15 protein-coding genes and 1 tRNA gene are annotated in these 13314 nt (G+C 72.5%); 11 read left to right on the top strand and 5 right to left on the bottom strand.

The window, feature by feature from the left end; all coding sequences use genetic code 11:
• Positions 1-169 precede the first annotated feature (169 nt).
• The gene (locus ACFWOG_RS08150) at positions 170-784 is read left to right on the top strand and encodes an HhH-GPD-type base excision DNA repair protein (RefSeq protein WP_329948774.1); all 615 of its coding nucleotides are present in this window, start codon (positions 170-172) and stop codon (positions 782-784) included.
• Between the two features lie 105 nt (positions 785-889).
• Here the strand turns inward: ACFWOG_RS08150 and ACFWOG_RS08145 are convergent, their stop codons facing one another.
• On the bottom strand, positions 890-1228 hold the full coding sequence (locus ACFWOG_RS08145; RefSeq protein WP_380355939.1) for a DoxX family protein: 339 nt from the start codon (positions 1226-1228) through the stop codon (positions 890-892).
• 289 nt (positions 1229-1517) lie between these two features.
• A complete protein-coding gene (locus ACFWOG_RS08140) occupies positions 1518-2960 on the bottom strand; it encodes an MFS transporter (RefSeq protein ID WP_380355998.1) in 1443 nt (480 codons plus the stop codon).
• A gap of 153 nt (positions 2961-3113) precedes the next feature.
• Here ACFWOG_RS08140 and ACFWOG_RS08135 point away from each other — a divergent pair, with 153 nt between their 5' ends.
• Positions 3114-4082, top strand: a complete 969-nt coding sequence (locus ACFWOG_RS08135) for a YafY family protein (protein ID WP_329884950.1) — start codon at positions 3114-3116, stop codon at positions 4080-4082.
• A gap of 145 nt (positions 4083-4227) precedes the next feature.
• Here ACFWOG_RS08135 and ACFWOG_RS08130 read toward each other — a convergent pair whose 3' ends face one another.
• Positions 4228-4746, bottom strand: coding sequence for a YbhB/YbcL family Raf kinase inhibitor-like protein (locus tag ACFWOG_RS08130; protein ID WP_380355936.1), 519 nt, complete (start codon positions 4744-4746; stop codon positions 4228-4230).
• A gap of 115 nt (positions 4747-4861) precedes the next feature.
• On the opposite strand from ACFWOG_RS08130, the gene ACFWOG_RS08125 reads away from it, so the two are divergent.
• Together ACFWOG_RS08125 and ACFWOG_RS08120 are read left to right on the top strand one after the other, a co-directional pair.
• Complete coding sequence (locus ACFWOG_RS08125; protein ID WP_329884948.1) at positions 4862-5527, top strand: rhomboid family intramembrane serine protease; 666 nt, start codon at positions 4862-4864, stop codon at positions 5525-5527.
• Between the two features lie 90 nt (positions 5528-5617).
• Complete coding sequence (locus tag ACFWOG_RS08120; RefSeq protein ID WP_329884947.1) at positions 5618-6781, top strand: hypothetical protein; 1164 nt, start codon at positions 5618-5620, stop codon at positions 6779-6781.
• Positions 6782-6843: 62 nt separating this feature from the next.
• Here ACFWOG_RS08120 and ACFWOG_RS08115 read toward each other — a convergent pair whose 3' ends face one another.
• Complete coding sequence (locus tag ACFWOG_RS08115; protein ID WP_380355931.1) at positions 6844-8526, bottom strand: helicase HerA-like domain-containing protein; 1683 nt, start codon at positions 8524-8526, stop codon at positions 6844-6846.
• Positions 8527-8673: 147 nt separating this feature from the next.
• Here ACFWOG_RS08115 and ACFWOG_RS08110 point away from each other — a divergent pair, with 147 nt between their 5' ends.
• Together ACFWOG_RS08110 and ACFWOG_RS08105 are read left to right on the top strand one after the other, a co-directional pair.
• Positions 8674-8970, top strand: a complete 297-nt coding sequence (locus ACFWOG_RS08110) for a type II toxin-antitoxin system VapB family antitoxin (protein WP_030061387.1) — start codon at positions 8674-8676, stop codon at positions 8968-8970.
• A gap of 302 nt (positions 8971-9272) precedes the next feature.
• Positions 9273-9944, top strand: a complete 672-nt coding sequence (locus ACFWOG_RS08105; protein ID WP_329885014.1) for a LytR C-terminal domain-containing protein — start codon at positions 9273-9275, stop codon at positions 9942-9944.
• A gap of 92 nt (positions 9945-10036) precedes the next feature.
• Here ACFWOG_RS08105 and upp read toward each other — a convergent pair whose 3' ends face one another.
• Complete coding sequence (upp, locus tag ACFWOG_RS08100; protein WP_329884945.1) at positions 10037-10672, bottom strand: uracil phosphoribosyltransferase; 636 nt, start codon at positions 10670-10672, stop codon at positions 10037-10039.
• A 184-nt stretch (positions 10673-10856) separates the two neighbouring features.
• Between upp and ACFWOG_RS08095 the strand changes: the two genes are divergently transcribed.
• From ACFWOG_RS08095 to ACFWOG_RS08075, 5 genes are all read left to right on the top strand, one after another.
• Positions 10857-11093: a hypothetical protein gene (locus tag ACFWOG_RS08095; protein WP_329884944.1), complete on the top strand. Its 237-nt coding sequence runs from the start codon at positions 10857-10859 to the stop codon at positions 11091-11093.
• Positions 11094-11336: 243 nt separating this feature from the next.
• Entirely contained in the window at positions 11337-11885 is a 549-nt protein-coding gene (locus tag ACFWOG_RS08090) for a hypothetical protein (RefSeq protein ID WP_329884943.1), read from the top strand.
• Between the two features lie 57 nt (positions 11886-11942).
• Complete coding sequence (gene tadA / locus ACFWOG_RS08085) at positions 11943-12452, top strand: tRNA adenosine(34) deaminase TadA (protein WP_329884942.1); 510 nt, start codon at positions 11943-11945, stop codon at positions 12450-12452.
• 138 nt (positions 12453-12590) lie between these two features.
• Positions 12591-12680, top strand: a tRNA-Ser gene (locus ACFWOG_RS08080).
• 460 nt (positions 12681-13140) lie between these two features.
• On the top strand, positions 13141-13305 hold the full coding sequence (locus ACFWOG_RS08075; RefSeq protein ID WP_355405344.1) for a hypothetical protein: 165 nt from the start codon (positions 13141-13143) through the stop codon (positions 13303-13305).
• Positions 13306-13314 lie beyond the last annotated feature (9 nt).

The raw sequence follows: 13314 nt of genomic DNA, 5'->3' as shown, positions 1-13314 counted from the left end.
CCCACCGGGGCGCCGCTGCCCCGCTCGTCGACACCGAAACAATTCCGCTGACGAACCATCCGCTTGCGCCAAGCAATCCATCCCTTCTGGCGTGTTGACGCCGTCGCCTCCTCCCCCGTCCAGCAGACTGGGCGGCGACCCGAGTCCATGCTCCGAGGAGGTCATCCCCATGAACGTCACCGTGCGGCTGGCGCAACAGCCCGAGGCCGACGAACTGCTCGGGCGGAGCCCGCTCGCCGCGCTCGTCGGAATGCTGCTGGACCAGCAGGTGCCCATGGAGTGGGCGTTCGCCGGGCCGCTCACCATCGCACAGCGGCTCGGACACAAGGACCTCGACGCGCACGAGATCGCCGCGTACAACCCGGAGGCGTTCGTCGCGCTGCTCTCCGACAAGCCGGCCGTGCACCGCTACCCGGCGGCGATGGCCAAACGGGTGCAGCAGCTCTGCCAGTTCCTGGTGGCCCAGTACGACGGGGACGCCGCCGCCCTCTGGCGGAGCGCCACGACCGGAAAGGAACTGCTCAGCCGGCTCAACGCCCTTCCCGGGTTCGGGAAGCAGAAGTCGCAGATCTTCCTGGCCCTCCTCGGCAAGCAGTACGGCGTGCAGCCGGACGGCTGGCGCGAGGCGGCGGGTACGTACGGCGAGGAGGGGGCCTTCCACTCGGTCGCCGACATCACCGGCCCGGAGTCCCTGGAGCAGGTCCGCGCCCACAAACAGGAGGTGAAGCGGGTCGCCAAGGAGGCCAAGGTGGCGGCCGACGCGAAGGCCAAGGTCCGGGCCTGAACGCCCTGACTTCCCGGTATTTCTGAACGTCCGTCACCGCCGGTGCCCGGCACTCCGACGCGAGTGCCGGACACCGGCGGTGACGGACTTCCTCCGCCGCACCGCTCAGATCAGCAGCAGTGAGGCCACCGCCGGCGCCATGTAGACGAGCGGGAAGGCGACGTGGGCGTAGGAGCGGGCGCGGACCACCGTGATGACGGCGCCGCCGAAGTAGAGCACCAGGCCGGTTGCCGCCAGCACCCCGACGACCGGTGCGAACAGGCCGACCAGCAGCCCCAGCGCCCCGGCGGCCTTGGCCGCGCCGAGCCAGTTCCACCACGACCGCGGCACGCCGTACTCGGTCAGCGGTTCCACCACGAAGGCGGCGCGGGCGAAGATCGATCCGCCCGAGAAGCCCGCCATGACGGCGGCGAGGACGGTGACGACGATGAAGGCGGTGGACATCGGAGGGCTCCTCGTGCGGTGGGTGTTCGTTGCGTTCTCGCTTCCCTGACCCGCAGCACCGCGCGTGTGTGACAGCCGCGCCGAAGAAACTTTTCCGGGCCCCGCCGTCGCGCCCCACCGTCGCGCCCCGTCCGCCGATCCGGCCGCCCCGCCCCGGCGACCCACCCCGGCGACCCACCCCGGACGGAACGCACCACCGACGGGCGCACCGACGGACGCACCGGCGGACATGCCGACGGACCCCGGCCGCACCGCGCGACCGGGGTCCGCCCTCCTACCGGGGGGACGCTCAGACCAGCACCGGCTCCCGGGCCACCGGAGCCGCACCCCCACCCGCACCGGTGTCCGCACCGGCATCCCCACCCGACGCCTTTCGCGCCGGCATCGCGAACATCAGCAGGAACGCCACCACCAGCACGCCCAGCACCCACCACATCGCGTGCACGAACGCCGCCCCGAACGCGTCCCCGACCGAGGGGGCCGCAGCCGGCATCGCCCCGAAGAACGCCACCGAGACCAGTCCGAGCCCCAGGGCCAGCCCGACCTGATTCACCGTGTTGATCAGCCCGGACGCCGACCCGGCGTGCTCGCGGGGCACCTCCGCCAGGACCGCGTCCGTGATCGGCGCGACGATCAGGCCCATCCCCGCGCCCATCACCACCAGCGGCAGGGCCATCTGCCAGGGCGTGACCTCCGTGCCGTACCGCTCGGCCTCACCGATGTAGAGCAGCACGCCGGCCGCCATCACCAGCGCCCCCGCCTGGAGCACCTTCCGCCCGAACCGCGGCACCAGCTGCTGCACCGAGATCCCGGCCGCGGTCGACACGGCGAGCGAGAACGGGATGCCCGTCGCGCCGGCCTTCAGCGGGCTCCAGCCGAGCCCCAGCTGCATGTAGAGCGTCCAGACCAGGAAGAAGATCCCGGAGACCACCCCGAAGGTCAGCTGCACGCCGATCCCGGCGGCGAAGCTCTTGACCCGGAACAGCGACAGCTCCACCAGCGGGGAGCCGTCCCGCCGTGCCTTCACCCGCTCGTAGGCGACGAACAGGGCGAACACCGGCAGGCTGCCGGCCATCGTCAGGTACCCCCAGAGCGGCCAGCCGGCCTCCCGGCCGTGGGTCAGCGGGTAGATCAGCATCAGCAGTCCGGCGCTGGCCAGCGCCACACCGACCAGGTCGAGCTTCAGGGCCCGTTCGGCCTTCGACTCGCCGATGAAGGCCCGGCCGAGCAGCAGTCCGGCCACGCCGACCGGCAGGTTGATCAGGAAGATCGGCCGCCAGCCCAGCCCGAACAGGTCCCACTCCGTCAGTACCGCACCGATCATCGGACCGGTGACCGCGCCCAGCCCGATCACCGCACCGTACAGGCCGAACACCTTGCCGCGTTCCTCCGCCGGGAAGGTCGCATGGACGATCGACAGCACCTGTGGCACCATCAGCGCCGCCGTCCCGCCTTGCAGGATCCTCATCGCGACCAGCATCTCGGCCCCGCCGGCCAGGCCGCACAGTGCCGAGGCGAGCGTGAACCCACCCATCCCGATCAGGAACAGCCGCTTCCGACCGTAGATGTCACCGAGTCGACCGCCGGTGATCAGGCCGATCGCGAAGGCCAGCGCGTACCCGCCGGTCACCCACTGCACGGCGGAGAACGACGCTCCCGTCGACTCCTGGATGCTCGGGATCGCGATGTTCACGATCGTGACGTCCACCAGGTCCATGAACGAGGCCGTCATCACGATCGCCAACGCGATCCACCTCCGCCGGTCCGCCGCCCGGTCCGAAACCGTTCCCACTGCCTGCTCCTCGTCGCCGTTCCTCCACACGTCGACGACATTAGGAGGCATCTAGGCCAGATCCTGTCCTGGACTTCCGGCACCCTGGATGCCATGACCGACACTCCGGCACGACTCCTGAGCCTGCTCTCCCTCCTCCAGACCCCCCGTGAGTGGCCCGGCAGCGAACTGGCCGGGCGCCTCGACGTCAGCCCCCGCACCATCCGCCGCGACATCGACCGGCTCCGGGAGCTCGGTTACCCGGTCGAGGCCACCATGGGCCCGATCGGCGGCTACCGGCTGGTCGCCGGCACCGCGATGCCGCCGCTACTGCTGGACGACGAGGAGGCGGTGGCCATCGCCGTCGGTCTGCGGGCGGCGGCCGGACACGCCGTGGTCGGCATCGAGGAGGCCTCGGTCCGCGCCCTCGGCAAGCTGCTCCAGGTGCTGCCCTCGCGCCTGCGCCACCGGGTCGCCGCCCTCGACAAGGCCACCCTCCCGTTGCTCAGCGGCGACGGGCCGACCGTCGACCCCGAGGACCTCACCGTGCTCGCCAACGCCGTCGCCAACCGCGAACGCCTCCGCTTCGGCTACCGGGCGGGCGACGGCGCCGAGACCCGGCGCCAGGTGGAGCCGGACCGGCTGGTCTCGGCCGGCCGCCGCTGGTACCTGGTCGGCTTCGACCTCGACCGCGACGACTGGCGGATCTTCCGGGTCGACCGGCTCGCCGACCCCTTCGCCACCGGCGCCCGGTTCACCCCGCGTCCGCTCCCCGCCGAGGACGCGGCCGCCTACGTGGCGGAGAAGCTGCGCCGCCTCGCCCCGGTCTACACCCTGGACGCCACCCTGCACGTGCCCGCCGCCGAGGTCGAACGCTGGCTGAGCCACAACGGCGACTCCGAGGTCGAGGCCGTCGACGACCGGACCTGCCGGCTGCGTTCCCGCGCCGACTCCCTGGAGTGGCTGGCGATGCGCCTGCTGATGCTGGGCTGCGAGTTCGAGGTGCACGAGCCCCCCGAGATGCACGCCCACCTCCGCGCCCTCGCCGGCCGGGCCGCCCGCGCGGCCGACGCCGGCCACTGACCCCGGACCCACCCGGGCCCCGGGCACCGACGCACCCGGAGCCGCCGGAACGCGAACGCTGCCGCCCGCAGACGAGCGGGCGGCAGCGACAGCGCAGCAACAGCAACAGCAACAGCAGGGAGAACAGGACGGAACGGAAGACCGCTCAGATCCCGTACTCGGCGGTGAGCACCGCGCGGGCCAGGGTGTGGAAGGTGATGTTGAAGCCGATCTGGGCCGGCGGGAGGTCGGCGGCGACGTCCAGGGCGTCCACGTCCAGCGCGTGCACCGCGAAGGCGTAGCGGTGGGCCGGGCCGGGCGGCGGGGCGGCACCGTCGTACTTGTTGCCGGGGAAGTCGTTGCGGCCGTGGAAGGAGTTCACGCCCGGCAGGTCGGCATCCGAGGAGCCGGCGCCGCGCGGCAGGCCGGTCGTGTCGGCGGGCAGGCCGAGGGCCAGCCAGTGCCACCAGCCGGAGCCGGTCGGCGCGTCCGGGTCGTAGCAGGTGACGGCGATCGACCGGGTGCCCTCGGGCAGGCCGGACCACGCCAGCTGGGGCGAGAGGTTGCCCCCGGCGTGGATGAACTCCTCGGCCAGCGTGCCGCCTTCGGTGATGTCCTCGCTGGTCAGCTCGAAGGACGGGACCTGCGGAAGGAACTCGTACGGGAGCGGGGGACGAACACTCATGGGGCGGGTCACCTCTCGACGAGCCGGGAACGGCCCCGACCGGGGCGCGGGTTGATCGACGCGATTCACCTTAGTGGGGTGACCGCGGCGGTGGCCCGGCCCTACAGTCGGAGTCATGGCCCCGCGATTCGCCCGTCTGCTCCGCGACTCCCGCCTCGCACTGTTCACGATGCTCGGCGTACTGGCCGTCATCTGGGCCGTCCAGGTGGCGAACTGGCTCGACGACTACCGGCTCTCCTACGAGTACGGCATGAGCTCCGGACGGCTGGACGAGCTGCCGGACATGTTCACCATGCCGCTGCTGCACTTCGGCTGGGACCACATCCAGGCGAACTCCTGGCCGCTGTTCGCCTTCGGCTTCCTCTCCGCGTACCGGGGGGTCAAGCGGTTCCTGCTCGCGACGCTGCTGATCGTGGTCGCCGGCGGGCTCACCGTCTGGCTCTTCGAGCGCCCGGACGCCGTGACGGCCGGGGCCAGCGGCCTGGTCTACGGGTACTTCGGCTACGTGGTGCTGCGCGGGATCTTCGACCGCAACCTGGTGGACACCGCCATCGGCGTGGTCGTCGGCGCGCTGTACTCGTACCTCCTGCTGGGTGTCCTGCCGAGCGCCCAGGGAGTCAGCTGGCTCGGCCACCTCGGCGGGCTGATCGGCGGGCTCGCCGGCGCCTGGCTGCTGCGCGACCGGGCCCCGAAGGCGGCTGCCGCCCCCACGCCCGCACCCGCCGGACCCGCCGGACCCGGCTCCGCCCTGCTCAGGGAACTCGACGACCTGGGCATCTAGCCGTACCGGCCGGTCACGTCAGGTATAGACCATTCCCCTCACTGCGGTTAGCGTGAGCAGGCACCTTGCCCCCTGCTCCGGAGCCGCACCGTGGAGTCGTCCGTCCTCGCCTTCGCCACCGACCTGATCGACGAGGGGGCCGACACCTTCTTCGGCAACCTCACCGACCGGGCCGGGGTCGGCGGCGTCACCCTCGCGTCGGTCTACCACGAGGCCCGCGACGTCTTCCCGCACAACCCGCGCCGGGTGATCCGCTACCTGGAGCCGGGCGCCGCCTACTTCCGCCCCGACCCGGCCCTCTGGTCCGGACGGCGGCTGCGGCCCGTCGCGTCCACCGCGATCGGCGACCGCGACCCGTTCGCCGAGGCCGCCGCCGAGGCCGGCCGCCGGGGCATGAAGCTCCACGCCTGGACGGTCTTCTGCCACAACGACCGGCTCGGCTTCGAGCACCCGGACTGCGCCCCGGCCAACGCCTTCGGCGACCGGCACCTCACCGAGCTCTGTCCGGCCAATCCGGAGGTCCGCGAGTACGCCGTCTCCCTGGTCGCCGAGCTGGCCCGGTACGGCGTGGACGCGATCCGGGCCGAGTCGCTGCACTTCCACGGCCTGCGCCACGGTTACCACCACGAGCGTTACTTCGAGGAGCTGGGCCCGGCCGCCGAGGCGCTGCTCGGCCTCTGCTTCTGCGACCACTGCCGCGCCGCCGCCGTCCGCGCGGGCGTACCGGCGGACGAGGTGGCCGGGGCGGTCCGGACCGAGCTGCGCCGCCGGCTGGCCGACGACGCGGCCGCCGCCGAGCCCGCGGCGCTGGACGAGCTGGCCGGTGGCGCCGTCGCCGCCTACGTGGACGCCTCCGCCGCGACCGTGACCTCGCTGGCCGCCGAGGTCGCCGGGGCGGCGGAGCAGCACGGCATGCGGCTGAGCTTCATGGACGGCGGCGGTCCGGGCACCGGCTGGCTCTCCGGCATCGACCTGCCGGGCCTGGCCGGGGCCGCGCACCAGATCGAGACGCTCGGCTACGCGCGCACCCCGGAGGCGGTCCGCGAGAAGATCGCCGCCTTCGCCCTGCACGGGGTGCGCCCGCAGGACATGGCGGTGATCCTGCGGCCGATGGCCTCGGACTGCGACGGCCCGGCGAACCTCGCGGCCAAGATCGCCGTCCTCCGCGACCTGGGGGTGCCGGAGGTCGAGTTCTACAACTACGGCCTGATGCGGCTCTCCTCGCTCGACCGGATCGGCGCCGCGCTCGCCTGATCTTCCCCTCCCCCTCCCCTTCCCCCCCTCCGGCTCCCGGAGAGGCCGCTGCCGCGGTCGGCTCACCTCCGCCGCCGGGACGTCCCGAACAGGCTCCGGGAGATCTCCCGCCCGAGCTGCGTCCCGGCGGACCGGGCGAAGGACTTGAGCGCCGGGTTGCTCAGCAACGACCCGAGCAGCCCGCCGCTCTCCTTCTCTCCCGGCGCACGGCCCCGCGCCGTACCGCCCCGCACCGCACCGCCGTCCGACGGCCCGGTGCGTGACTCCTCCCGGTCGGGTCCCCCCGTCGGCGCCGGTTCCGCCTCCGGCCGGGCCGCCCGCGCCGCCAGCTTCTCGTACGCCGACTCCCGGTCGACGGCGTCCCGGTACTTCGCCACGATCGCCGACCCGTCCACCACCGCCTGCAGTGCCGCCGGCTCGATCGGGCCCATCAGCGACTGGGGCGCCCGCAGCCTGGTCGCCGCGACCGGCGTCGGCGCGCCCTTCTCGGAGAGCACCGTGACCACCGCCTCCCCCGTACCGAGCGAGGTCAGCACCTCCCCCAGGTCGTACGCGGGCGACTTCGGGAAGGTCGAGACGGTCGCCCGGAGCGCCTTCGCGTCGTCCGGCGTGAAGGCGCGCAGCGCGTGCTGCACCCGGTTGCCCAACTGCGCCAGCACGTCGGCCGGGACGTCCTTCGGCGTCTGGGTGACGAAGAAGATCCCGACCCCCTTCGACCGGATCAGCCGGACGGTCTGGGTGATCGCCTCCAGGAAGGCCTTGGACGCGCCCCTGAACAACAGGTGCGCCTCGTCGAAGAAGAAGACCAGCTTGGGCCGGTCGAGGTCGCCCACCTCGGGCAGCTCCTGGTAGAGGTCGGCCAGCAGCCACATCAGGAAGGTGGAGAACAGCCGCGGCCGGTCCTGCACCGCCGGCAGTTCCAGCACCGACACCATGCCCCGGCCTCCTCCGCCCTCCGGGCCGGAGCCGCCCCCGTCCACGGTCCGCAGCAGCTCGGCGGTGTCGAACTCCGGTTCGCCGAAGAACGCGCCGGCGCCCTCGTTCTCCAGCGTGGTCAGCGAACGCAGGATCACCCCGGCGGTGGCGGCGGAGAGACCGCCGATGCCCTTCAGCTCCTCCTTGCCCTCGGGCGAGGCGAGGAAGGTGATCACCGCGGTGAGGTCCTTGAGGTCGTACAGCTCCAGGCCGTTCCGGTCGGCGTAGTGGAAGACCAGCCCGAGCGAGGACTCCTGGGTCTCGTTCAGGTCCAGGACCTTGGAGAGCAGCAGCGGGCCGAAGCTGGTCACCGTCGCCCGGATCGGGATGCCGGCGCCCAGGCCGCCGAGTGCGTAGAACTCGGCCGGACAGCCCCGGGCCCGCCAGTCCTGCCCGACCTCGGCGGCCCGGGCGGCGGTCCGCTCGCCGGGCGTGCCGGGGGCGGCCACGCCGGAGACGTCGCCCTTGACGTCGGCCAGGAAGACCGGCACTCCCTGGGCGGAGAGCTGTTCGGCGATCAGCTGGAGGGTCTTGGTCTTGCCGGTGCCGGTGGCGCCCGCCACCAGCCCGTGCCGGTTGAGCACCCCGAGCGGCACCCGCACCTGGGCGTCCGGGTAGGCGGTGCCGTCCAGCAGCACCGCACCCAGGTCGAGGGCGGGGCCGGTGAAGGCGTAGCCGTCGGCGATCTCCCGGACGGCGGCCGGGACGACGTCTCCGGGGGACACGCCGGAGGAGGAAAGAGAAGGGGACGGCGGCTCGGCAGCGGACATCGGGCACACTCCTGGGCAGAACTACAGATAGACCTTCGCGACATTTCCCATGAAACAGCCCCAATCCGCCGCCCGCAGCTCGCACCCGAGCGCGTGGCGGCGCCGCGGCTGCTGCGCCATCCGCCGCCCAAACGGTAGGCTTTCCGTGTGATCTTCAAGCGCATCGGCAATGGGCGGCCGTACCCGGATCACGGCCGTACCAGCACCCGCCAGTGGGCGGACGTCGCCCCACGCCCGGTGCGACTCGACCAGTTGGTGACCACCAAGGGCCAGCTGGATCTGGAAACCCTCCTGGCGGAGGACTCCACCTTCTACGGGGACCTCTTCGCGCACGTCGTGAAGTGGCACGGGGACCTGTACCTGGAGGACGGGCTGCACCGCGCGGTCCGCGCCGCGCTGCAGCAGCGCCAGGTGCTGCACGCCCGTGTCCTCGAAATGGAATGACGGACCGGCCACCGGCGGAGAAGTCGACGGGGTCGACCGGAACGCCGGCGGAGATGTCGGGGCAGCCGGCCCCTCACGCGACGTCGGACCGCCCTCCGGTCACCACCCGGAGGGCGGTCCGTTCGCACCCGGATACCCCCTTTCGGGTGCCGGGATACTCCAGATGATGATCGTTTAGTACCTTCGCAGCCGTACGGCACTAATCTGCTGACTACGGCCGCGGCCCCGTTCCGACACCGCGCCCCGGCCGGCCCGTCACACCCGATCCCCGCCCCGGCACGAGGGGGAGACAAACCGTGAGCATGTTGACTCCCCAAGGCCTGAAGGGGAAGCAGTACCGCATCACCGGCAACGCCTATCCGCGGCTTGGCCGACCACCGAAGAAGAGCCGCAAGGTGTTCGCCCTGATCGGCGCGCTGCTCGCGCTGGCGCTGATCGGTCTCGGCGGCGTCCAGCTCTGGGACATCTTCAGCGGCAAGGGCAAGCACGCCTCGGCCCAGGCCTGCGCCTCCCCCTCCGGCAAACCGCTGGCCGCTCCCACCCCGGACGGCGCGGCGACCGCCCCGGGAGCGCCCGGCGCCCCCGTCGACCCGCAGGCGATCCCGCAGCCGGCGTCGGTCACCGTGAACGTCTACAACGCCACAGCCAAGGCGGGGCTGGCCGCGCGGACCGCCGAGGAGCTGAAGAAGCGCGGCTTCACCATCGGCAAGGTCGGCAACGCGCCCGCCGAACTGGACAAGAAGGTGCCCGGTACCGCCCAGGTGGTCGCCGGCCCGGCCGGCGCCGGGGCGTCCACCCTGGTCGGCTCGGTGATCGCCGGTGCCACCAGCACGGCCGACGCCCGCACCGACGGCACCGTGGACTTCGTGATCGGCGACAGCTACAACGCGCTGCTCGACGAGACCCAGGCCGCCGCCGCGCTGGCCCTGGCCACCAAGCCCACGCCGGCTCCGAGCACCACCGGCAGCTGCTGAACCACCGACAGCCGGCGGTCCGCCCGCCCGGTCGACCGACGAGAGCCCCCCGGCACCGCGCCGGGGGGCTCTCGTCGCACGTACGGGGCTGCTCAGCCGGCCGTGCCGTACAGCCGGTCGCCGGCGTCGCCGAGGCCCGGAACGATGTAGCCGTTCTCGTTCAGCCGCTCGTCGACGGCGGCGGTGACGACGGTGACCGGCAGGCCGGCCAGCTCCTTCTCCATCACCGCGACGCCCTCGGGCGCGGCCAGCAGCACCACGGCGGTGACGTCGGTGGCGCCGCGCTCGATCAGCATCCGGATCGCCGCGACCAGCGTGCCGCCGGTGGCCAGCATCGGGTCGAGCACGTAGACCTGGCGGCCGGAGAGGTCGTCCGGCATCCGGGTCGCGTAGGTGGAGGCCTCCAGGGTCTCCTCGTTGCGCACCATGCCGAGGAAGCCGACCTCGGCCGTCGGCAGCAGCCGGGTCATCCCGTCCAGCATGCCGAGGCCGGCCCGGAGGATCGGCACCACCAGCGGGCGGGGGTAGGACAGCCGGGTGCCGGTGGTGACCGCCACCGGGGTGGTGATCTCCACCTCGTCGGTGCGGACGTCCCGGGTGGCCTCGTACGCGAGGAGGGTCACCAGCTCGTCGGTCAGGCGACGGAAGGTCGGCGAGTCGGTGCGCTCGTCGCGCAGGGTGGAGAGCTTGTGGGCGACCAGGGGGTGGTCGACGACGTGGGTCCGCATGCATCGAGGTTAGCCCGCGCCCGGACGCCCGTACGACACGCCGTGCCAGACCCGGGCGCGCCGCCCCCCGTCCGCCCCCCGTCCGCCTCCTGCCGGACAGTGACACGCCGTGACGCACCGCGAACGTCCGGACGGATGCGCTTCCTGTGGTATCAACCGGGCCGATCTGGGAAGGTCAGGTCTTATGACGAGCAACCCGAACACCGGGGACGGCTCGGCGGACGAGGCCGCGACCTCGTCGGACGGCCGTTTCGGCCCGCCCCCGGACCGCCCGGAGACCGAGGCGGAACGCCGCAAACGGCGTGCCGTCTTCCTTCGCGAGCTCACCGAGGCGCGCGAACTGCGCGAGCGGGTCCAGCCACGCCGGACCAAGGAACGCCGCATGCGCGAAGCGATGCGGATGCGAACCTTCCGGATCTGACAAGCCCTCCACGGCTTCTCCACATGCCTCTTCCCACCCCGTCCCCCGTTCGCCGTCCGGCAGCCAACCCTTCCGACACGACCTGCAAAGACGCGCTGCCGAACACCCCCCGCAGAGCCGGGCTTTCTGTCACGATTCCGATGGGACGGTCCGAACGGCGGACCGCCTCTGGCGCGGGGGCGGCCAGTTCCGCGTTGCCCGAGAGCGCCGACAGCCGAGACCGAGATCTTGGGAGTGTCCCTGGTGGCGTACTTCGCTGCACTGCTTGCTCGCACCGACGACGGGTGGGATGTGAGCGAGACGGAACTCGACAACGTCGAAACCCTCGCCGATCTGGCAGACCTGGCCCGCGAGGCGACCCAGGACGACGACAGCGTCCTGGTCTTCATCGAACAGGAGGACGCCTGGTTCGCCGTCGTCCGGGTGGACGGCGAGGAGGATCCCCGCATCTTCGTGTCGGACGGCGCCGCCGCCGCCCGGAGCTCCTACGGGTCCGTCCTCACCGACGAGCTGGTCGACCAGGCCGGCGAGAGCGAGTTCGGCGACCTCGACAACCTGGTCGCCGAACTGGAGGAGGGCGGCGAGGCCGGGGAGCAGGACGACGACGAGGAGTCCGGCGACCGCGGCAGCGTCCCGGTCGGCCCGCTCGGCGACGCCCACCTGCTCACCGAGTTCGGCCTCGCCCCGGACCGGCTGCTCGCCCTCAGCGGCGAGGGCGCGGTGCCGGGCGACGCCCTGGAGGAGATCGCCGAGGCGCTCGGCTGCGGCGAGGTCCTGGAGGCGGTCCGGTAACGGTCCGTGTCCGCCGTCCGGACGGCCGGATGCCCGCCATGCCCGACACTGGATGCCATGCAGTCCGCCCGCCCGATCCCGCCGCTGCCCGCCCCCGTCCGCCCCGACCCGGTCCGTGACCGCTGGGCGGCGCCGATGCGCCTCGCCATCGCCGAGGCCGCGCTGGCGCCGGCCACCGGAGACGTCCCGGTCGGGGCGCTCGTCCTCGGTCCGGACGGCGAGGTCCTCGGCCGCGGCCACAACGAGCGCGAGGCCGTCGGCGACCCGACCGCCCACGCCGAGGTGGTCGCCATCCGCCAGGCCGCCGGGAAGATCGGGGAGTGGCGCCTCGGCGGCTGCACCCTGGTCGTCACCCTGGAGCCGTGCACCATGTGCGCGGGGGCGATCGTGCTCTCCAGGATCGACCGCGTGGTCTACGGCGCCCTCGACGAGAAGGCCGGCGCGGCCGGCTCCCTCTTCGACGTGATGCGCGACCGCCGGCTCAACCACCGCCCCGAGGTGGTCCCGGGCGTCCTCGCCGACGAGTGCGGCGAGCAGCTCCGCGCCTTCTTCGACGGCCACCGCTGACACCACCGCGGACACCGCCGTCGGCACCACCCCCCGGCGCACCGCCGAAGGCCCCCGCGCACCGCGCCGCGGACCGCCGCAGGCCCTTCCCCGACAAAGATTTCGTGACGGTGCCACCCGTCCGGTAGAGTTCCCCTCGGTAGCGTGTCCGAGCGGCCAAAGGAGCACGCCTCGAAAGCGTGTGTGGGGGCAACTTCACCGTGGGTTCGAATCCCACCGCTACCGCCAGAAAGCCCGAGGGCCCGTCCGGAAGTCCGGACGGGCCCTCGGCGTTTCCGCGCACCCTCATACACGGAAATGGGCTCCGCACTCGGGGGCCGATGACCACCAACGCCCGGTCGAGTACGGAGCCTGGAAGGGGGGAGCGGCTCGGGGGGACTGACCGCTCCCCCGACGGAGTCCCACAACCGGGGTCGCGTCGGGGGGGAAGTCGCGACACCCGGTCCCACAGCGGGGAGCTCCGGATCCACGCACCGGGGATTCCTGCCAGATCCTCGGTACGTTCCCCATCCTGCCGTCCGATCCGCGAGCGGGCACCCGGAGAAAGGCCCCTGTCACGGGGACCTTCGTCCCACCGGGTGAACGCGTCGCACACCTGATGGGCCGTCCGGGTGGATAAGCTGCCCAGTGCAGAGGACCGCTCGGGGACCGGATGGCGGCGGCCCACGGCAAGGAGGAAGGTCACCGGATGGCACAGGCGAAGAAGATCGGAATGGTCCTCCTGCTCGTCTTCGTGCTCTACACGATCATCACCTCGCCGGCCCGCGCCGCCGAGCTGGTCCAGCTCGGCTTCGAAGGCATCTCGAACGCCGCCAAGGCCGTCGGCACCTTCATGTCCGGGCTGGTGAAGTAGCCCGGACCC

Origin of the sequence: Kitasatospora sp. NPDC058406 (assembly GCF_042722765.1) — a bacterium.
In the GTDB taxonomy this organism is placed as follows: domain Bacteria; phylum Actinomycetota; class Actinomycetes; order Streptomycetales; family Streptomycetaceae; genus Kitasatospora.
This window is presented reverse-complemented; position numbering and strand designations above follow the sequence as displayed.

Bases quoted from the DNA above. Each gene is read 5' to 3' on its own strand.
- ACFWOG_RS08150 (WP_329948774.1), top strand. From the start codon at position 170: ATGAACGTCACCGTGCGGCTGGCGCAACAGCCCGAGGCCGACGAACTG.
- ACFWOG_RS08145 (WP_380355939.1), bottom strand. From the start codon at position 1,228: ATGTCCACCGCCTTCATCGTCGTCACCGTCCTCGCCGCCGTCATGGCG.
- ACFWOG_RS08140 (WP_380355998.1), bottom strand. From the start codon at position 2,960: ATGACGGCCTCGTTCATGGACCTGGTGGACGTCACGATCGTGAACATC.
- ACFWOG_RS08135 (WP_329884950.1), top strand. From the start codon at position 3,114: ATGACCGACACTCCGGCACGACTCCTGAGCCTGCTCTCCCTCCTCCAG.
- ACFWOG_RS08130 (WP_380355936.1), bottom strand. From the start codon at position 4,746: ATGAGTGTTCGTCCCCCGCTCCCGTACGAGTTCCTTCCGCAGGTCCCG.
- ACFWOG_RS08125 (WP_329884948.1), top strand. From the start codon at position 4,862: ATGGCCCCGCGATTCGCCCGTCTGCTCCGCGACTCCCGCCTCGCACTG.
- ACFWOG_RS08115 (WP_380355931.1), bottom strand. From the start codon at position 8,526: ATGTCCGCTGCCGAGCCGCCGTCCCCTTCTCTTTCCTCCTCCGGCGTG.
- ACFWOG_RS08105 (WP_329885014.1), top strand. From the start codon at position 9,273: ATGTTGACTCCCCAAGGCCTGAAGGGGAAGCAGTACCGCATCACCGGC.
- upp (WP_329884945.1), bottom strand. From the start codon at position 10,672: ATGCGGACCCACGTCGTCGACCACCCCCTGGTCGCCCACAAGCTCTCC.
- ACFWOG_RS08095 (WP_329884944.1), top strand. From the start codon at position 10,857: ATGACGAGCAACCCGAACACCGGGGACGGCTCGGCGGACGAGGCCGCG.
- tadA (WP_329884942.1), top strand. From the start codon at position 11,943: ATGCAGTCCGCCCGCCCGATCCCGCCGCTGCCCGCCCCCGTCCGCCCC.
- ACFWOG_RS08075 (WP_355405344.1), top strand. From the start codon at position 13,141: ATGGCACAGGCGAAGAAGATCGGAATGGTCCTCCTGCTCGTCTTCGTG.